15 protein-coding genes are annotated in these 20,481 nt (G+C 53.6%); 5 read left to right on the top strand and 10 right to left on the bottom strand.

Annotation, left to right across the window (positions count from 1 at the left end):
• The first annotated feature begins 527 nt into the window (after positions 1-527).
• Positions 528-1,295: a symmetrical bis(5'-nucleosyl)-tetraphosphatase gene (locus ACQE3E_RS03350; protein ID WP_427501224.1), complete on the top strand. Its 768-nt coding sequence runs from the start codon at positions 528-530 to the stop codon at positions 1,293-1,295.
• 349 nt (positions 1,296-1,644) lie between these two features.
• On the opposite strand, the gene ACQE3E_RS03345 is transcribed toward ACQE3E_RS03350, so the two are convergent.
• Complete coding sequence (locus ACQE3E_RS03345; RefSeq protein ID WP_427501223.1) at positions 1,645-2,391, bottom strand: VIT1/CCC1 transporter family protein; 747 nt, start codon at positions 2,389-2,391, stop codon at positions 1,645-1,647.
• A 44-nt stretch (positions 2,392-2,435) separates the two neighbouring features.
• Positions 2,436-3,113 carry a cytochrome b/b6 domain-containing protein gene (locus ACQE3E_RS03340; RefSeq protein WP_427501222.1) on the bottom strand — a complete coding sequence of 226 codons (678 nt, stop codon included), beginning with the start codon at positions 3,111-3,113 and terminating at the stop codon, positions 2,436-2,438.
• 102 nt (positions 3,114-3,215) lie between these two features.
• Between ACQE3E_RS03340 and ACQE3E_RS03335 the strand changes: the two genes are divergently transcribed.
• On the top strand, positions 3,216-3,740 hold the full coding sequence (locus ACQE3E_RS03335) for a helix-turn-helix transcriptional regulator (protein ID WP_427501221.1): 525 nt from the start codon (positions 3,216-3,218) through the stop codon (positions 3,738-3,740).
• A gap of 93 nt (positions 3,741-3,833) precedes the next feature.
• Here ACQE3E_RS03335 and ACQE3E_RS03330 read toward each other — a convergent pair whose 3' ends face one another.
• From ACQE3E_RS03330 to ACQE3E_RS03300, 7 genes are all read right to left on the bottom strand, one after another.
• Positions 3,834-6,848: a hypothetical protein gene (locus tag ACQE3E_RS03330; protein WP_427501220.1), complete on the bottom strand. Its 3,015-nt coding sequence runs from the start codon at positions 6,846-6,848 to the stop codon at positions 3,834-3,836.
• Between the two features lie 406 nt (positions 6,849-7,254).
• Entirely contained in the window at positions 7,255-7,851 is a 597-nt protein-coding gene (locus ACQE3E_RS03325) for a hypothetical protein (protein WP_313729075.1), read from the bottom strand.
• A gap of 964 nt (positions 7,852-8,815) precedes the next feature.
• Entirely contained in the window at positions 8,816-9,091 is a 276-nt protein-coding gene (locus tag ACQE3E_RS03320) for a hypothetical protein (RefSeq protein ID WP_313729076.1), read from the bottom strand.
• Between the two features lie 157 nt (positions 9,092-9,248).
• A complete protein-coding gene (locus ACQE3E_RS03315) occupies positions 9,249-9,893 on the bottom strand; it encodes a hypothetical protein (protein ID WP_313729077.1) in 645 nt (214 codons plus the stop codon).
• Positions 9,894-10,340: 447 nt separating this feature from the next.
• Positions 10,341-11,900, bottom strand: coding sequence for an IS66 family transposase (tnpC, locus tag ACQE3E_RS03310; protein ID WP_313728405.1), 1,560 nt, complete (start codon positions 11,898-11,900; stop codon positions 10,341-10,343).
• Positions 11,901-11,931: 31 nt separating this feature from the next.
• Positions 11,932-12,282 (bottom strand): IS66 family insertion sequence element accessory protein TnpB, encoded by a 351-nt coding sequence (tnpB, locus tag ACQE3E_RS03305; protein ID WP_313727828.1) that lies wholly within the window; start codon positions 12,280-12,282, stop codon positions 11,932-11,934.
• Positions 12,258-12,665, bottom strand: a complete 408-nt coding sequence (locus ACQE3E_RS03300) for a transposase (RefSeq protein ID WP_231883784.1) — start codon at positions 12,663-12,665, stop codon at positions 12,258-12,260. Before ACQE3E_RS03300 ends, tnpB begins: the two co-directional genes overlap by 25 nt.
• A 202-nt stretch (positions 12,666-12,867) precedes the next feature.
• Between ACQE3E_RS03300 and ACQE3E_RS03295 the strand changes: the two genes are divergently transcribed.
• The 3 genes from ACQE3E_RS03295 (at position 12,868) to ACQE3E_RS03285 (ending at position 19,128) form a co-directional block, all read left to right on the top strand.
• Positions 12,868-13,206, top strand: a complete 339-nt coding sequence (locus ACQE3E_RS03295) for a hypothetical protein (protein ID WP_313729078.1) — start codon at positions 12,868-12,870, stop codon at positions 13,204-13,206.
• Between the two features lie 1,302 nt (positions 13,207-14,508).
• Entirely contained in the window at positions 14,509-16,368 is a 1,860-nt protein-coding gene (locus ACQE3E_RS03290; RefSeq protein ID WP_313729080.1) for a right-handed parallel beta-helix repeat-containing protein, read from the top strand.
• Between the two features lie 654 nt (positions 16,369-17,022).
• Positions 17,023-19,128, top strand: coding sequence for a right-handed parallel beta-helix repeat-containing protein (locus ACQE3E_RS03285; RefSeq protein ID WP_313729081.1), 2,106 nt, complete (start codon positions 17,023-17,025; stop codon positions 19,126-19,128).
• Positions 19,129-19,493: 365 nt separating this feature from the next.
• Here ACQE3E_RS03285 and ACQE3E_RS03280 read toward each other — a convergent pair whose 3' ends face one another.
• Positions 19,494-20,360 carry a hypothetical protein gene (locus ACQE3E_RS03280; protein WP_313729082.1) on the bottom strand — a complete coding sequence of 289 codons (867 nt, stop codon included), beginning with the start codon at positions 20,358-20,360 and terminating at the stop codon, positions 19,494-19,496.
• Between the last annotated feature and the right edge of the window lie 121 nt (positions 20,361-20,481).

Genomic DNA, 20,481 nt, shown 5'->3' with positions numbered 1-20,481 from the left:
GTCAGCCGCTGGCTGAGCGGGCAATGCAAGCCTGTGGCTGGGCGGACAAGGTAGCCGCTGGCTGAGCGGAGTCGAAGCCGGCCATTTCGCTTCGACTCCGCTTAGCGAACGGCACCTTGGACATCAAGGTGTTTATCCCCCGTTTCGAATTCTACTTTGTCGGATATGTTCAAGACCGTCATGCCGGCCGGGAAGCAGGCATCCAGCGCCACGGATGGTTGGCTTAAATCCGTCCAATGGAACCCAAGCGGGTTGGCACCGCCGGCACCCCACTCGTTATCCGCTCCTTGTCGCGAGCGCATGCCCGGCTTTTTGTCGCAGTCCCGACAAAGCAAGCCGCATAATCAAGCAATCGCCGAAGGGAATCGCCATTCGGCATACCGCTTTCAACCGAAGACCAAGCGCGCCCCTCAGTAAATTCAAGTGCTAGAGTCAAATAATCGACTACCCAACATCAGACAGCCGAACTGGCATCCAATTTGATAGCCAAATCGAGTGCCCTTAACGATTCCCCTCGGAACTAGACCATGACGATTTATGCGATAGGTAGTATCGACGGCCATTTCAGTGCTTTGCGCAAATGCTTGGACGACGTCGGCTTCGATCCCGCAACCGACCGCTTATGGCTGACCGGCAACCTGGTCGGCGCCGGGCTGGAATCGCTGGAGGTTCTGCGTTACGTCAAGGGACTGGGAAAAAGCGCGGTCTGCGTGCTGGGCAACCAAGATCTGGAATTATTGATGCAAGCCGCCGGCTTCTCGCCCGCTCAAGACAGCCACCGCGCGGTGCTGGAAGCCCCGGACCGCGACGAATTACTGAATTGGCTGCGCCGACGAGGCCTGATCCACCACGACAGCAAACTCAATTACACCCTGGTCCACAGCGGCATTCCGGCCGAATGGACCCGCAGCCAGATGTTGACCTTTGCCTACGAAGTCGAGTCGGTACTGTCGCAAAGCAATTATCTGGCCTTTCTGGAGAACCGCAAACAAGATCAATCGCGCTGGCACGCCAAATTACGCGGTTGGAAACGTTTGAATTACATCGCCAACGCACTCACTCAAATGAGATATTGCACGGAACAAGGCAAGATGGATTTCCAAGCTCGAGGCCCGGTTTCCGAACAAGCGGCCGGTCTGATGCCATGGTACCGCTTGCCGGACCGGCCTACCGCTAGCCAACGCGTCGTGTTTGCCGACGACGCGGGTTTTCAGGATGAGCCGTTTACCGGGGCGGTGCCGCTACCGGCCGTCGGCGACCCTTCGGCATTGAGAGCGCTGGATACGCTGGCTTAGCAAGGTAACGCCGCAGCCTCGTCACTATCTGGCCCGAAGCAGCAGGCGAACGGTCGCTCTGCAAAGCGCCCAAGCAAGCGCGGATTCCAACCCGATACAGAAACGCTGACCCTGCTCACCAGCAGCATCGGCACACTTTTGCGATTCGCACCACAAAGCTTATGTATCCTCAATCTGCTTTTTATTGAAGAAGTTTCCCAGTAGTTGGCATCAGGGACCCTCCATAACCAAGGGATGTTCCTGCGGTGTTTGGGCGATGGGGCAGCACAGGAAGGGTTTCGATTGAAATGCTTGCCGGCTTAGCACTTGTAAGCGGTGACGTATTCATCCGCCTGCGCGAGCTACGCCCTCAAGCGGTTGCCGCACCGAACAGCAAACCGACGCCGGCGGTTACGATCATCGACAACATCCCCCAAAACGAAACCCGTCCGACCGCCAACCATACCGACGCTCCGCCGGCCCTCGCGGACAGTGCGCCCAACGACATCAGCGCCAGCAAGGAAATCGCCCCCACCGCACTAATCATGGGCAATGCATCCGATCCGCCGGCCGCCATCAGCCATCGGCTGACTGGAGCTAACGGCAAATGCGGGAAAATCATCGCCATCGAAAGCGGCAACAAAGCGCCCAGCGAAAATGTCAGAGCGGAGACGATACTCGCCTGCAAGGGCCGGGCGGTGGCGATATCCGTTAGACCCAGCTCATCCCGCGCGTGGGCCGCCAAAGCATCGTGCGCCATCAATTGTTCGGCCACTTGTCGAGCCAGTTCGGGTTGCAGCCCTCTATTCACGTAGATCGTTGTCAATTCGTTTAGCTCGTGATGGCGATTTTCCGCCAACTCCCGCGCTTCCCGCTTTAAATCCGCTTGTTCGGTATCGACTTGCGAGCTTACCGATACGTATTCGCCGGCCGCCATCGACATGGCGCCGGCCATCAGTCCGGCAACGCCACTGACCACTATCGATTGCGGGTCGGCATGGGAGGCCGCCACACCGATAATGAGGCTCGATACCGACACAATGCCGTCGTTGGCGCCTAACACCGCGGCCCGCAACCAGCCGATTCTCCCCGCATTATGGAATTCCGAATGTTTCAACTTGACTCCTAGCCATCGATAATGTCGTAGCGGCGCTTGCGATTCTATTGATAAGTGTCATCGATGTCTTTTTTACCCGTCAGCATGGCTTTCACCAAGTTTTCTTTGTCGACGCGGCTGGAAACCACGACACCTAAAACATGCAATAACACCAGCAACAATGTCGAATTGGCAAAAAACTCGTGCAACTCTTCCCAAAATTCTTCGCTTTGTTGATCCTCCCGTTCCCCGGCATCAGCTGATTTGCCATCCTCATCGTCGTCCTTAGCCTCGTCCGCCTTGGCGGCGGCAATAAATCGGAATGACGTTTCCGCGTGCCCTATCGATACCGCGAAAGGTCCTTTATTGTCTTCTACCGCGTATAACTTCATGCCGGTCAACGCGGTTCCGCTCAAACTCAAGAGCAAGGCGATCACCATCGCGCCGCCGGCCGGATTGTGGCCAATATAATGCTGCGGCTTTCCGGCGGCTAAGTTTTTCAGATACGCGAATACCCTGGCCGGCGAGTAAACAAAACGGCTGAAGCGTGCGTACTTGCCGCCGATCAGCCCCCACGCCAATCGAAGCAGCAGGTAGCCGGCAACGCTATAGCCGGCCCAAACGTGCACGGTCATAAGGTCGTCTTCGGTCAGATAGGCGGTAAAGAAGGCAAGCACCAAAGTCCAGTGTCCAATTCGAATCACTGGGTCCCATACGTTCACTACTTGTTTAGCGTTTCTCATGACATGTCTCCAACCGGATGTCCGATACGAATTAAGTTGGAACGAATAGTGGGTTAAACTGCGACTTTTAACATCCGTCATCCGACGGATAAGCGACGATCCGTGGCGTTAATCGACGATAACAAACGTTTCAACCTGTGGGCCATAGCCGTCAGCCTGCTGGTGTTCGTGCTGATTGCTATCGATCTGTTCGGCGACTATCGCAATGGCGTGTCCTGGACGCACTTGCTGACCGAAGTGGTCATTTTGATGTTGTCGCTGGCGGGACTGGTCTACTTCGGCCGGCTAAGCTACCAACTCGCGCAGTCTAAAATTTCCGGACTGACCCAGGATTTGGCACTAGCCGAGCAACAAGCCCGGCAATGGCGGGAAACCAATCGCGAACTGGTCGCCGGGCTGGCTGCTCAAATTCAGAAGCAGTTTGATCTTTGGCATTTGACGCCGGCGGAAGCGGAAGTCGGCTTGTTGATTTTGAAAGGCCTCGGTCTGAACGATATCGCCGAGCTGCGGCGGACCAGCGAACGCACCATACGCGACCAAGCGCAAGCGGTTTATCGCAAGGCCGGGGTCGCCGGACGCAGCGAACTGTCGGCCTTTTTTCTGGAAGACTTACTCCCGCCGCGATAAGCCGCCGACGTCCGCCACGCCGGGTAGCGGCAAGCAAACCTCGGACGATTCGTGCGCCTACAAGCCCGGCCCCGGACTAACGCCTCCGGCCGCTCATGCAATCCAAAGGTCGGTCGCGACGACCGGGCCATGGTTGGCTACTAAAGCGATCGGAACCGCCGCCGCGCCGCCGGTTCCGTCGGCATCGTAATACAACGTCCCGGAGGATGGATCGTATACCACCCTGTCACTGGCATCGTGGGCGTTAGCGCCCAGGTAAAATCGCTCGTCGTCCATTGCCAATGGACCTAAACCACCCATGTTCTTACAGACGGCATCGTCTAGTTGAATACGGTCGGTTCCGCTAGCGAAATCCAGCATGTTGTCGAGATTGGCCTTCGAAAACTTGGTATCAAAAACGAAGATGTCCTCGCCATCGCCGCCGATCAACACATCCTTACCTTTCAAACCGCGTAGCACGTCGTTGCCGCCGCCGCCGTCCAGACGATTACCGACGTTGCCGCCGCTTAGATAATCCGCTTGATCGCCGCCGATCAGGTTTTCTATTCCGACGAAACGGTCGTTGCCCATGCCGGTCGCTTGCGTGCCGCTGGTCAGCAAACTCACTGATACGCCATTACCGGCCTCGGCAAAGGTGACGGTATCGATACCGGCTCCGCCGTTAAACAGGTCGTCGCCCAAGCTACCGAGCAGCCAATCGTTGCCGGCTCCACCCAGCAGGCTATCGTTGCCCAAACCGCCGTCCAGCGTGTCGTCGCCGGCGGCACCGGTCAGTACGTTGCCGCCGCTATTGCCGGTGATCGTATTCGCCAAGCTATTGCCTTTCCCGGCGATGGAGTTGGCGCCGGTCAGTGTGAGATTTTCCAAAAACTTGGTCAGCGTAAAGCTAACGCCGGCTTCCACGGTATCGACGCCCTGCCCGGCAAGTTCCACGATTTTGTCCTTGAGGTTATCGACGATATAGGTGTCGTTACCGGCCCCGCCGATCAGGTTGTCGGCGCCGGTCCCGCCGTCGAGCCAATCGTCGCCCGCCAGGCCGTTCAACGTATCGTTACCCCCCAAACCGAAGATCGCATCGGCCCGGTCCCCGCCAAAATAGCCTATCGCGTCATCGTTTCCGACCGTGGTTGCCACGGTATGGATGGTGATTTGAACCGGACTGCTGGTCTGCCCCTCGCCGTCGCTGATGCGGATCGTCAGAACCCGCGACTCCGAATTATAGGAATTGGCTTGCGGGTCGTTTTGGTAGGCCAAGGCTTGGATTAAGGCCTCGATCGCGGCCGGCGTCGCATAATCGGTCGTAAAGTGGCAAACCAATCGCCCGCCGTGCGCCCCGTTCTCTATCGCATCCAACTCGGCGAATGCATGGCCGTCGAAGGACAGCGCCCGCCCGGACACTTCGATACCGCCCACGCCATCCACGAAAGACAGATTGTCGCTGTATGAGCCCGCGAAATAGGGATCGTAGGAAACCAGCAATTGCCCGCGCACCAAGTTATTGGTAATGGCATCGCTGACACCGACGTCGCCGTCCACGATTTGCGGCGTCCGGCTTTGGAACGGCCCGGCGAAGGTCGCATCGTCGACGCCCGACAGCACCGGCAATTGATTCACCGCGAACGTCAAATGACGGTCATCCTCGACGGTGGCTAGCTCGAGCACGTTTTTCCGCAATTCGGCGGCGACCGCAGTACTATTGCCGCCGAATTGCGAGTCGCCCCAGGTCACTACCGAGCCGTCCGCCCGCAACGCTGCAAACGCCACGCCACTGCTGACCAGTTGCACGACATCGACCGTGCCATCCAATGCGGCGCTGACCGTACTACTGTCGCCGCCCGTGAACGCATAGCCCCACGTCACCACCGAGCCATCGGCCCGCAACGCGGCAAAGGCGCCATTCGTGGCGCAAACTTTCATCACGTCGATAGTCCCGTCGATTTCGTCCGCCACGGCCGAGCTGTCGCCGCCGTATTGCGCATCGCCCCAAGTCACGACCGAGCCGTCGGCACGCACCGCGGCAAACGCATTCTCGGTCGCGTAGATATCCGCCACGTCCACCGTGCCGTTCAGCGAGCTTGCCACGGAACGACTGTCGCCACCGTCGGATGCCCGTCCCCAGGTCACCACCGAACCGTCGGAACGCAATGCCGCGAACGCATACAACGAGGAAAAAATCCACACCACGTCAACAGTGCCGTCCAATTGATCGGCAACCGCGCCGCTGTTACCGCCCCACGTCGATTCGCCCCAAGTCACCACCGAACCATCGGCGCGAATAGCGGCGAAGGATACGAAATTCGCCGCGATGCTCAGCACATCCAGCGAGCCATCGAGTTGACCGGCGACCGTGCTAGCATCGCCGCCGAACGGTGAAAATCCCCAAGTAACGACCGAGCCGTCGGCGCGAAGCGCGGCAAAAGCATAGCCGGTAGAAGAAATGTCCAGGACATCGACCGTACCGTCCAACTGACCGGCCACGCCGCTGCTATCGCCGGCATAATACGACGAACCCCAGGTCACCACCGACCCGTCGACACGTAAGGCGGCGAAATCCTGGCTGGTTGAAAACACTTGTTCCACATCGATCGTGCCGTCCAGTTGCGCCGCGATCGGGTCCGAACTGTTGAAAGCGGCGATGGAACCCCAGGTCACCAACGATCCGTCCGCGCGCAACGCCGCAAACGCGCCGAATTGGGTCGAGAACATTTGTAGCGCCGGCACGCTGCCGTCCAGCGCTTGCATCGCGTCGCGGTAATCGCCGAGGCTTGCGCCCCAAACCGACACGGAACCGTCCGCATGCAAGGCGGCGAAACTGGCGCCGGACGAATACACATGCACGACATCCTTCTCGCCGTTGAGCTGGCTAGCCATCTCCCCGGAATAATCCGTAGTCCCACCCCAGGTTATCACCGCACCATTCGTTTTAATCGCGGCAAAACTAAACGGATTTTGCCATGCACCGGCCGTGTGGCCTGGAAATAACCAGGTATTGGCATCATTGATATTGCTCAGTAAGCCGGAGTCGGACAGGCTGGGCGCCTGTGCCTCGGTCTCTCCTGCTTGCACTTCAAGCAGGCTGTTACCGCCCAAAGCCGACAGGCCGGTCATGTCCGCCGCCGCCACGCCGCCCCCGTCAAGTCAGCTAACCGCCCGAGAAACTGTCTACCGTCGTCGCCGTTAATTTCGCTAGCTCCCAAAGACAAAGCGGCCTCGCTGCCGCGCGAGTACGGATGGATTGCACTCAGCAATTGATTTAGACTCGTATTTTCTGATTTCGGAGGTTTCCATACATAGTCCTTTAATGGCAAAAATCACCGCACGCCTATTTTCCAATTTTCTCATTCTCCGACTCTGGCAGCCCTCCGAAGAGCAAGAGGGCGGATGTACCAAAATTTGAACAGCCGAAGGCGTATATAGTGACGTTACGACGATGTGCGCGTCAATCCTGTGACGGCCCGGCGCCCGTGACAGCGCCGGCCGGCTTGCCAAGCGGATAAGCGGATAAGCGGATAGGTTAGAAACCGAAGCGCGACGTCCCAATAGTAAACAACGGAGCGAGTTGGATGGGAATTGAAAAACCTCGGCGCACCCGGAGTAGCCCAATTTGCACCATACCCAACACAAACAAGAACAAAGATGAGGGTATCGGAACGATTCGCGGCGGCGGTGGCGGCGGGACATCAATGTAAGTCCAAGTTCCCGGCGCGCTGGAATACACTACGCCACCGTCGCTTGGAAAGCCGCTGCCGGTGTCGCTTACCGAGTAAGATTCGAAAAAATTGGTCCCGTCGAAGCGACTCACGCTAGTATAAGTTGCTATGCGCGCATCGCCCCGATAGCTTGTGAAATCCCAACGAGTGACCTCACCATTTTCGTAACTTAACGTCCCGTTAATGCCCGAAAACCCGCAACAATCGTAGGAATTTGCAGCGAAAAAGCTAAATAAGCCGTTGCCCAAATCCTCGGTGATCGCAATAGGGATGGAAATGGTTCCGAACCCACCCCAATAAGGGTTCTGTTCGTTACCGCTAAACGGCTGATAAATAAAATCCGCTTTGGTTGAGCTTGCAACCAAAAGCAGTATGACACCTAAAATAGGACAAGCTTTCATAACGAATCCTCCTGGTTTAACACGCAAGTTACGCCGGAACAAAATACCATAACTTTATTGTGATTAATACCTTTCCATCTTTTTTACTATGAAAGTCACCGAACGCGGTCACCCAATTCGGTGTCGGAACGCTGTCAATCGCGGCTAAAGCCGCTCCCACGCCGTTGACTTTCATTTGCCGGGGCGACGTAGCAGTTTCTTGAGCGTTAGCTCAACGTCTGGCAAACACCGGAATGCCAATGCTGAAATTTGGATAGCTCTTCGTTTCTCCGCGACTTTACTAAAGTGTTAAAGATGTAGGCGACACCCTGGACTTTTTGATTTTGCTATGACGGAGACCCTACCGGCGACCCAAAGGGCATGCGTGGAACCATTTCAACAGGCCCGTTAATGCTATCCGCAAGCTTGTTTTTGCCGGGAAAGCGATCAATGAGCTAATGCCATCCGTCGGATTCGCCGTTCAAACCGGCAATTCGAAGCAAAACACGCGCATTTGTCAACGCAATTGGGAGAGATAACAAACATATCCCCATCGACTCTCCGGCATCGCTGGACACTTAAAACACGAAACCCCGAAGATTTTGCGTCTTCGGGGTTCGTTGGTATTTTCTAGGTATTTGATTCCACGAATCAATAAAGGTCTTAACGACCGAGTACAGAAATATAAGTTAGAGACACTGTCGCAAACCTCCTCGTCATATAGACTATTCGATATCGTTAACGGAATCGCTTTATCCAATTGATCCCGTGGTTTTTAGTGTAGCTGATTCTTGTCGAAAATCTACAAATCTCTAACCGAAACAATCAGACCAGGCGCATTCCAACCCACGAGACTACCAGTTTAGGCCAGAATCCCATTCCGGCCAAAGCAAAACGCCCCCCAAACGAACCGGCGTTACTTCTTCTGTAAGTTGTCATTCCGGCATGGATCGCCGGAATCCAGGCACCATGGATGGGTTCGAGCCTACCATCCTTGGCTCTGGATGCCCGCTTCCCGGCGGGCATGACGAACTCGTGGAGAATCTGACAAAGAATTAACAAGCAAAATGAAAACACTACCAAATAACCAGATTGAACCTGGGATGGGTACACTCGCAATCGGAGTCAATGATTCCGCACCGTACCAAGAGTCTTTGACAATGATTTGACCTCGATCATTGATGCCGAAAGCCTCTGTGAAATAAACGCCTGCTCCCAGCGGCGAACTCGCAAAATCTACCAGTAAATTTAGATCGATCATACCCCCATCATCGCCTTGCTTTATAAAAGCATGTCGCACGCCACTGCCATTGATCTTCGACTGGCATTTATCACCTCGGCACCGCAACAGCGACAATATGCCGCACATAAAAAAGCCGGCATTACCGCCGGCTTTTTGAGGCGAGCAATGCGTAAGCCTAGGCTTTCATCAAACGGCGGCGTTGTACACCCAATACCCCCAACAAACCGGTCAGGAACGCCCACGCGGCGCCCGGCAGAGGTACCGCAGCAGGCACGATGGGCGATACGCTCAAGCTACCGGTATACGTACCGCTATTAAATGCCAACCCTTGCACTTTCAGGAAGTAATTGCCCGCGCCGATTACCGGGACGTTGTTCAACGTAATGGTATTGAACGTCGTCAACAATGCTTGATAAAACGACGGGAAACCGGGGATCGGCAAAGAAACCAAAGTCGGCGCGGACGCGCTCGAGAAAGAACTCAACGAACCGGTCGCAACGAGAGCAGCGGACGAATCCAGCAACTCGACGCTAGCGCTGGCGATGCCAGTGGTACTGGTCACCAACGGCGACGCAAAATCGCTAGTCAAGCTGACCACGGTTTGAATAGATTGAAAGCTCAAGGCGCCGGACAAGTTGTAGGCGCTATAGGCGTTGTCGATCGCAAAGCTGTAAACGTCCTGAAACGAACCGTCCGCAACCGACTGGTTGATCACGGTTGCCGAGGCCGGCGTTAAAACGGTACTCGCTTGGACCGCCGATACGCTGGATGCGGATAGTACGACAAAGCCGGCCAGCAGAAGTGATTTTACGACTTGCATGAATTTAACTCCTGAATGATTAAACTTGCGTCACAGTTTACGGAGTCGGTAAAGCAAGCAACATTAGACCAAAGTACATTTAGGTAAGCCTCGTCTTACAGGCCGACCCCACCTACCTGCGATCCGCGCAACCCAATCGCGGCCGGTCAACCCAGACCATGTCGAATTGCTTTTCGCGTTTGCCGCGACATTGGCACTTCCTCCGCTATACTCCGTGTCGAGTCCACGGAATTCGTCATTTTTGAACAATGCCCAGCATTGTTTCGCGGCGTTTTCTGTCCAAAACATCTAACGCCCATCATTTCCCTAGGTTCATTTCAAAACGGCAAACGCCAAATTCTTTCTAAACTCGGAGGTTATGATGTCCAGCGAATTGATTAAAGGTAAGCGATCTTTGAAGGACGCACTAGAACTGAAACGGACAATGACTTAACCGTTGGCGTACGATTAGTCCGTTAGGGCGTCGAGATTCCAAGGCAACAGCGCTTCGAACTCTTCGACAGTTTTTGCGGTGGGAAGCTTTCGGAACAGATCGACCAGATAGGTGTAAGGGTCGACGCTATTGGCCTTACAGGTTTCGATCAACGAGTAAAGATTAGCGCTGGCACGGGCGCCGGCCACCGTATCGCAAAACAACCAATTGCGGCGGCCCACCACGAAGGGGCGTATGGCGTTTTCGCAGAGGTTGTTGTCGATGGGCCAAGCGCCGTTGTCGACGAAGCGGATCAGTTTGGACCACTGCGATGACAAGTAATGCAAAGCCTTGCCCAGCAAACTACCGGGGATTACCGCATGCAGATGTTGTAGCAGCAGGGCTTCGATTTTGACCAAAACCGGTCGGCTTTGCTCCTGGCGCCGCTGCCCACGCTGTTCGACGCTCAGGTCTTCCGTCTGAGTTTCAATCGCGTACAGTTCACCCATCGCCGCGATAAACTGCGTCGCCAGTTGCTCCGGGCCGCGCGCGGCTTTAGGAATGGCGGCTTCGGCCTCGACAAAATAACGCCGCGCATGCGCCCAACAGCCGAGGTGAATCGCACCCCGGCTGGCTGCAATGGCGTTATACACCTCATAGCCGTCGCTCATCAGTACCGCGCCGGGTTTGATGCCTTCATACAACGGCTGCGCATGCGTTCCGCCGCGCCCCGGCGTGTAGCTGAACAGCCGAATCGGCGGTCCGGAGCCGGTCATTTGTGCCCACAGATAGCTTTTGCTTTGCGCGGCTCGGCCGGATTCTTTGAGCACTTGAACCACGGTTTCGTCGCCCAGGATCAGATCGGCATCGAGCAGATGGTCGCGCAGCAAGTTGATGATGGGTTGCACTGCGTCGCCAACCCGCACCATGCTAGCCGCCAGCGTGTTGCGCGACAGATCGCCGCCGAAACGGCTCAACAGCGCGGCTTGCCGATACAGCGGCAGGCTATCCTGGTATTTGGCGGTGACGACCCAGGCTAATGCCGTTTCGGTGAGTAAGCCTTTGGGGATGATGCGAACCGGTGCCGGCGTCACGCGAATGCTTTCATCGCAGCACGGGCAGGCATATTTGACGCGGTGATGTTGAATGACTCGCACCTGTTGCGGCACGATGTCGAGCTGCTCGCTGATTTCAGCGCCGATTTCCACCAGACGAGTACCGTCATGCGCACAGATGCGTTCGGCTTCCGCTAATTCATGGCGCACGATCTCACGCGGCAGATGCGGATCGAGCGGTTTGCGACCGCGTTTCTTACGGCGGTGACCGGCCACCTCGACCGCTTCGGGCGTGGCTTCCTCGGCGATTGGAGCACCGTTCGGCGCCAACACTTCGGCTTCGTTCAGGAACAGGTCGCGCTGGGCCGGATTGGCCCGCGCCTCGGATTTTGCGGCATACAGCCTATGCAGAAAGGCATCCACACGTTCTTTCAATAAATCCCGCTCGACCGTCACCAACCGCAGTTGACTCGCCAGCCGTTGCTGCTCGGCCAGCAAGGCTTGGTAGTCTTCGGTGGACAGCGTGATGGTGGGCGTCATGCCGTTATTTTACCGGCTTTACATCCGCGTTTCAGCCCACTTGGGTATAGGTTCGTGCCGGATGCGGCCGCATCGCGGCCAAGTCAATACCGGCTAACAACCAGTGGAGTTGCTCGACCGTCAACATCACAACTGCTGCCTCTTTCGGCCAGTGAAAACGGTCGGCTTCCAGCCGCTTGAGCATCAACCAAAAACCGGTGCGGTCCCACAACAGCAGTTTGATCCGATCCCGCCGGCGGTTGCTGAACACGTAGATGGCCGGCTCGAACGGATTCAAGCCTAATGCCTGCTCAACCAGCAGCGCTAAACCATTGATGGCCTTGCGGCCGTCGACCGGCTCGCGGTGCAGGTAGACCTTCAATCCTGCGTCGAAACGAAACATGGCAGCTCGGCCAACGCCTTCAAAATCACCGGCAGGTCGCTCAGTGCGACAGGCTGTAACGCGAGTTTAACGCCGTTGGGCAACTCCGCACTGAGCGCTGACTCAGCCGGTTTCTCTGCGCTCAGCGACTGAACGGGCACAAAAGCCGGCAACGTTAATGGACTGTTCGGATTCGGATGTCCTGTTTCTCGGTAATGCCCCATCCACTTGCGCAGCAGATTGGCATTGATACCGTATTGCAGAGCGATCTTGGCAACCGATGTGCCCGAATGCAAGCAAACTTTCACTAGCTCCCGCTTGGCTTCCGGATCATAAAGGCAACGGCCGTCTCGCCCGTGCCCCACGATTAATGGCCGCGATAATCGCGTGTTATGCTCCTTCATAGGTGTCCACCTGATTATAAGTGGACACTATCTTCGTTCCTTTCGAGCTGTTTATACAGATGCTGTTAAAGGACCGCTTACGATTAAAGGAGAACTACTCCCAGACCAACAAGAAGCCGTATTAAAACTGATAGGAGACATACAGGCCCAGCTACCGTTTTTAATCGACTTATCGATAGAAGATAGAAAGGGGCTGCCTAAAATGGGCGGCAAGAGCCGAGCCTTCGTCGATCAAGGCCTGGCATTGGCCACGCAAAACACAGGTATTCTGCCGCGTATCTTCGATCTGGACGAATACCGCGCCGATGTCGAAATGGTCAGAAATCTGGAACCCCTGATGATGGCTATGAGACAACTGATGAAAAAAATGGAAGATACTTTTTTAGCGGCGGGCAGCGACGCCTATACCCAAACGCTAGTTGTCTATCAGTCCGCCAAACTAGCCGGCAAGGACGGCTCCCTGGATGAGCATCTGGATAGTTTGGGCAAACGCTTTGCCCGCAAGACGCCAGGCTCGTCTTCCGACAACAATCCCAAGTAGCGATTAACACGCTTGTTTAACGGCTTTGCCGGGCACAACACCCCGGCAAAGCTAACACGCCCAGCCGGAATTAGCGTTGCCGCAGTTAAGAGCATTCCGGCTCCCGCGCGTCCCTACTTTGCCAAAAGGCTTTCAAAGCAAAACCTCAAAAGGTCGAATCATAAGACCCAACGCTTTAGCTGCAACAACCAACGACGCCATTCGAACAGGCCGACATCCGTTAGCGACACGCGGACATTTACGTAGAACATCCGCAACCGACCGATCAACACACAGAATTCTCCAATGGGCATCCAGCGTTCCGCGATCAACATCGGACGTTCTCCGATAAACAGCCCTCAATTCACAAACAACATACAACCGCCGCCGATAGCCCGTGGGGCGTGCGCTGCAATCACGGAAGCCCCGCTGTCAAACAAAAATCATCCAGTGTTCAAATTAAACGCCTGACTGTCCAACAATCAATGGCGCCTGTTAAAACAAGAAGTCTGACTTGCAAAAATAGATTGCTCGATGTTCATCAGAGATCGTCGGCTATCAGGAGGAAATGCTTGAGTGTTGAAGCGAACCTCTTGCCTGTCCAAACGGGAACCATGCCAAACCAAACCATCCGAGTCTGCGGAGGTAAAACAACCTATTGATTTGAGGTAATTTCCTCCCAACCTTCCGCATACGGGGAATGACCTACCGGCATTGGAAATGCTAAAGATAAAATTCTTTTTCGTTCCAGACCGGAATGATCAGTAGCCAGAAAACACCATTCCCCGCCTTTTACGCGCCTTCGCGACGCAGCGGCTCCTACATCCAGAAGCGGCCAGGAAAACACTGCCGCTGGGAATAGCACCACGGGTAACAGATCGCCAGGGGTTGGAGAAATTGACCTTCTGTGCTATATAGACCTAACCCCATCCTTGTAATAATCCTAAAGTATCCTCGTATCCCAGGACGGAAACACACCCTCCCCGAATTCATTATATTTTTAACCGCTTGCAAGCCATGGTCGGCGAAACATAGGTATGCCAAGCCAGCTTTTAGGAGAAGTTTATGTCAATAAGACTGATAGTCAGTGCCGCGTCGCTTTGTTTCTGTTCGGTATCCCTAGCCAAGGACATTTACGTTGCCAGGAACGGGGACGACAGGCTGGACGGATCGTCCACAACAATAAACACTGCCACCAAAACCGGACCGTTCAAAACCCTCGCCAAAGCCCAACAAACGATACGCGACCTGAAAGCCGCCGGCAATCTGACCGAAGCGGTGACGGTACATATAAGCGCCGGCGTCTACCAACTGAAAGCCCCGTTGGAGTTTACCGAGGCCGATTCAGGAGAAGCCGGTAAGGACATTACTTGGCTTGGTGAAAAAGGCGCCACGTTGATTACCGGCGGCCTACTGTTAACAGGCTGTCAAGCTTACGACGCCGAAAATCCCGAACAAATCCTCAGTTGCCCTCTGGACTCCACAATAACCGACAGCATAACCGCCGAAGACAACAGCCGCATTAAGGGCAATGGCCCGGCGTTCGAAATGTTCTTAAACGAATCCCGCATGCAACCGGCCCGTTATCCGGACTACGGCTGGCTTTACATCAAGACTCCGTCGAACGCTAAAACCCAATTCAGCGTTTTCCAGAAATTGCCAACCTTCTCCGGAGACCTGAGCAATGCGCAAGTACATATTTTTCCCGGTAACGATTATTATGATCAATACTTGGGCGTAAAAATCCTGGATCAAGCCAACAATAAAATCACCTTGGCCTCTGAAAGCAACTATGAATTAGCCGAAGGTCGACGTTTTTATCTGCAAAACGCCAAGGATTTTCTGACCACCCCCGGCGAATGGTTTTACGACAAGGATAATGCCCAGCTATTCTTCATTCCACCTTACGATTCGATCCCCAAATCGCCGGTTATTTCGTCGACAAAAAACCTAGTTAACCTGACCGACGCAAGCCATATACGCTTCGAAAACTTGACACTCAGGCACAGCACCGGCGACGCGATCACGATCATAAACTCCGACAGCCTGGCCTTCGACAGCTTGGAAATCAATAATGTTGGCGGGAAAGGCATTGCGGCCGACGAGCAAAGCATTGTCGATGATAACAATACCAATATCACAATATCCAACAGCGCTATTCATCACACCGGAACTGGCGCCATCGCTCTAACCGGTGGCGACAGACCGACATTGCAAGCTTCCGGTAACAGCATTTATAACAACAAAATTTACAATTTCAGCACCAACCTAATGATATACGGTGTGGAAATAGGAGGCGTTGCAACTCACGTCTCTCACAACTTAATTGCACAAGGGCTTAGCGGCGGCATACGCTTTGCCGGCAATGACCACGTAATCGAAAAAAACGAAATTTATTCGATTTGCCAAAACAGCAATGATTGCGGAGCCATATACGCTGGGCGCGACTGGACATTTCGAGGCAATATCATCCGTTACAACTACATCCATGACTCTTATGGCTACGGGTTGGCGAATGTGGATATCGCCAAAAATATAATTCAGTACACCTACACAGGTGCCAGAGGCGTGTATTTGGACGACGGCCTGAGCGGAACCACTGTATTAGGCAACCTACTGGTCAATGCCGGAAGCAACTCCATTCAATTGGGTAATTGCAGGGACACTGTAGTTGAAAATAACATTATCAAAACCAATAAGTTTGGCTTATGGGTGTCGATGTATAGTCCATATTACAACTGGGACTGGAATCGGGCGTCATTGTTAACCATGCCTATTGATAGCGAATTATGGCAAACTAAATATCCCGAACTGACTCAGCCGATGGCGCACGACACCTGGTTGGAAGGGAATACTATTCAGCATAACGTTGTAATCTCGACGGCTTATAAAGGCTACTCCTTAAGATACCAACTGGCTTCGGAAAGCAATCAAGTAGATCACAATTTAGCATGGCACGCGAGCAGCGACATTCGAGTGGATTATAGAATACCGGATACCGGGGCATTGAAAGGTGGCGCACTTTGGAGCGACTGGATTGCCCAAGGGTTAGAAACCGATAGCTTGAACGAAGATCCTTGCCTAACAATCGTAGGCAGCACGGTTCGATTGACCTGCGACAACTCGCCGATTACCCGACTGGGCATCAAAAGCCTGCCATCCGATATGGGCTTGGCAAAATAAGCTTGAAAAACTGAAGCCTGCGGGTTTTAGGCGCCCGACACGCGAGAACCCTCAGTCCCAGGAACTGCCGCCCTTGTGATCACAAGGGCGCGACAGGGAAATAGTTAGTCAAGAATAGCTGGCACTTGCCCTGGTACCGCGAAGTTAAGCATTACTCCCTTTACAACTATTAGATTTCTCGACCGTGCCACGAAGCGAATCCAGCCACGCACCGTGAACGCCAACAAGGCGATAGGCTTTTCCAGGTAACGGTTCTAACCTACGATTTACTCTGAAAGCCACCGGACGCCGCCACCCAATCCGGTATTGGAAGGCTGTCAATCGCGGCTAAAGCCGCTCCCACGCCACTGACTTTCATTTGCCGGGGGAATACAGCATTTTCAGATCGTCACTCTGAAAGTCACCGAACGGCCGGTAGCCCATCCAGTGTCGGAAGGCTGTCAATCGTGGCTAAAGCCGCTCCCACGCCACTAACTTTCATTTGCCGGGGGAATGCAGCGTTTTCATGACCGTTAGGTCAATGGAACGGCTCTCACCCCAGGGCCTCTATACTACACTGGTACTCAACATCGCGGCCCAATCCCTCTCCTAGCCGTTTGTTTTTTCTTGCGGAGTACGGTTTCATCAAAATTGTTAGACACAGGACAACGCATTATGAAATTTCCGATCCTTAGCTTGACCACCACGGCGTTCATCGTTTTCATCACACCAGCCGCGGCCTTGGATTACTTTGTCGGCCAGAATGGAAACGATGCGTGGTCCGGAACTCGCCAGTTTCCCAATGAATCCGGAAACGACGGCCCTTTCAAAACGCTGGAACGGGCGCAGCAAGCAATCCGGACTGCAAAACAAAGCCGGGGACCTGACGAGACCATTCAAGTCAATATCGCTGGCGGCACCTATTATCTGGACCATTCTTTGCTGTTTAACGACACCGATTCCGGTACGCCGAACCACGAAATCGTCTGGCAAGCTCAACCCGGTGCAGACACGATATTGAGCGGTGGACAAGCCATTCAATGCAAATCAGGCGCCGACAATTTGTGGCACTGTCCGTTTTCGAAAGTACCTGTCAAAACCGACTCTATCGATAGCGACCGGATTCAGGGCAACGCACCGACCTTCGACGTTTATGTCGGTGACCAGCGTATGACCCTGGCACGCTGGCCGGATCAGGAATGGGCGCACATCAAACTGCCATTCGACGACAAAAGCAGTTTTAGCGCGATGGAATCGCTACCACCACTGGGTCAAGATGTCTACGATGCGCAACTGCATATTTTCCCCGGCAACGATTGGTTCGATCAATATGTTGGCGTCGAAACCATCGATAGCACGGCCAACACCATCAAAACCGCGAGTCCCGCGAAATATAAGCTGCAATCCGGCAGACGTTTTTATCTGCGCAATTTGCGCGCACTGCTGAATATGCCAGGTGAATGGTATTTCGACCGCCAAGCCAAAGAGGTCATTTTAATTCCGCCGGAAAAGGCCGGCGCAAACAGCACCCCCGGTACCGCGATAGTTAGTGTTTTACCGAACTTGCTTATTGCCGATCACATAGCCAATGTCAGCTTCAAAGGATTAAAGTTCAAACATAGCGACGACACGGCCGTGATTGTCAAGAATGCCTCGAATGTGCTTTTCGATGGCGTGGAAATAAGTCAGACCGGCAGTAAAGGCCTGGAGATTAAGAGCGGCCGCCGCGTAACCCTGGCGAATAGCAAGGTTCACGATACCGGGACTCAAGGCATGGTGGTGTCCGGGGGAGATAAAAACCTATTACAAGTATCCGGACACACAATACGAAACAATCAAATAGGCCAAACCGGCCAAATATTATTGATGAATCGACCAAGCATCGAAATAAACGGCGTTGGCAATATCGTCACCAATAACTTGCTGGAATATGGGCCTAGCAACGCAATCATTCTTACAGGAAATGATCATTTAATTGAAAAAAATGAAATTCACGACTTTTGCCTGCAAGCGGCCGATTGTGGGGCCATCTATACGGGCCGGGACTGGTCGGCCCGAGGCAATATCATCCGTAACAATTACCTTCACGAGGTGATCGGTTATGGTATGAAGAGTGTGGATATTGCCAACAATCAGGCTATTTACCAATCTCCGAATTATTCGATGGGCGTGTATTTGGATGACGGTGCCAGCGGTTTCGATGTCAGCGGCAATATATTCAAAAACGCAGGATCTGTCGCTATCCACATACATGGAGGAAGAGATAACAAGATTCACGATAACCTAATCGTCACCAATGATTCGGCAATTTGGGTCTCGCAAATGGTTGAAACCTTCAATTGGAGTGAAAATCAAAAGAAATTGGATACATCGCCCTACAAAACGGCACACTGGCAACAAAAATACCCTGAGTTGGCGGCACCTATGACAAACAAAATCTGGCCGGAAGGGAACCGGATAGAGCGGAATGTCGTGGTCAGCAGCAAATCAGATGGCCAAATCTTCCGATACTGGTTACCCACAATGGGTACTGTAATAGGAAATAATATCGTGTGGTCTACCGCCGGCAAGGTCGCTGTCAATTACTTCTTCAGCGAGAAAGGCACGAAAAAATCGATCATTAATTGGCAAGACTGGATTAACCTAGGAGTCGAAAAAGATAGCTCGATCGCTGACCCATGCGTTAGCATTGTTGGCAAACAAGCAGTCTTTTGTGCCGAATCGCCGGCAAAGCGCATCGGCTTTCAAACTATTCCAGCCGATATTGGCTTGATTAAATAATATGGTACAAATTAAGCTTAAATTCCGCGTTCAAAGATTTTCGGCAATTTAATTGATGGTACGCAATTATTCAGCAGTCGGAAGAAGTTAGTTTACTCTTGATCGCGAGCTGACTTTTGCTAGACTCCGAACAGTGACAAGTATATTTACTATGGTAATCGCACTTCAAAGTTCGGTTTTTTGCCCCCCCTCTCCCGTAGGGCAATGCCGTTAAGTTAAGTCGTTCGTGGTGAGCTTGTCGAACCATGAACGGCTTAACCAATCGCCCTTCGACAGACTCAGGACGAACGGTCAATCCTTAGCGTTACGACATTATTGGAGCGAGGAGGTATACGTCGTGGTGAAAACCATTTCGCGACGGCAAATCAATTCCGAGGCCAATACCGATCAACCAACTCGCGGGTAGACCGAATATTGCCTTTGCTGGAAGCACCAAAGACAATCGATTCGATATTCGGCTGGGCACAGACCCATTCGATAGCCTCGTTGGCTGGGATGGCGCCGGAGGCGAATACCGACATCGCGATGGCTCGAAATTTTTTCTCTTTCAAGGCCGTTTCGTAGGCCTCGAATCCGCCGGACATCCTGAATCCTACTTTATTGATATTCGCGCAAACGATGGGATTCTCGACACCCAATTCCTCCAACACATCCAACAGCCTCGGCATATTCATCGTGATAAAGCCGGGCTCGGCGCCGTATCTCGCCTTGACGTGGTTGGCAAATATCCGGAAGGCTTCGTTAAAACCCAGGCCCAGCAAAAAGTCGACGACCACGTTCTGCAAGAAAATCACCGGTGTTTGCAAGCCAGCGAACATTTTCATCTCGGCGTCTATCAATAAAGTGGTGATGCCTTCGATGTCTTTTTTTGCCAATGACATACCGCCACGCATAGCCGAATCCAGGAAGCCTTCTTCCGGCAAGAAGTGTTTGATCGCCCCCAACAAACCGTGATCGGTCATTGCATTGGCGTATTTATGCGCATAAGGCATGCAAGGGTAAAATTTATAATCGGCGTAACGTGTTGGGTTGGCGCGCATGTGGTCGCAAACCAAGGCTATCCGCTCGTGCGTGGTACACATAAAGGTTTTGATGCCTTCGTCGTAGGCATTGTCCAATACCTCGATCACGGCCCCGATGTCCTGAAAACGCATGGCCTGAGCACGCGCCTTTTCTTCCGACATATGATTGACGCCAAAAAATTGATTGTCGCCAAAAAGTAATTGGTCCATCTAATCTACTCCAGCCCCTTCATGGGGTAACTGTTAAAAACGGGTAGCAATTCGTCAAAGGCTAAAAGCGGGCAAATTCCCTGTTTATTACCCCCTCGCTCTGCGGAAAGTTAAGACGAGG

The organism is Methylomonas sp. MED-D (assembly GCF_050276835.1).
Classification (GTDB): Bacteria; Pseudomonadota; Gammaproteobacteria; order Methylococcales; family Methylomonadaceae; genus Methylomonas; species Methylomonas koyamae_A.
This window is presented reverse-complemented; position numbering and strand designations above follow the sequence as displayed.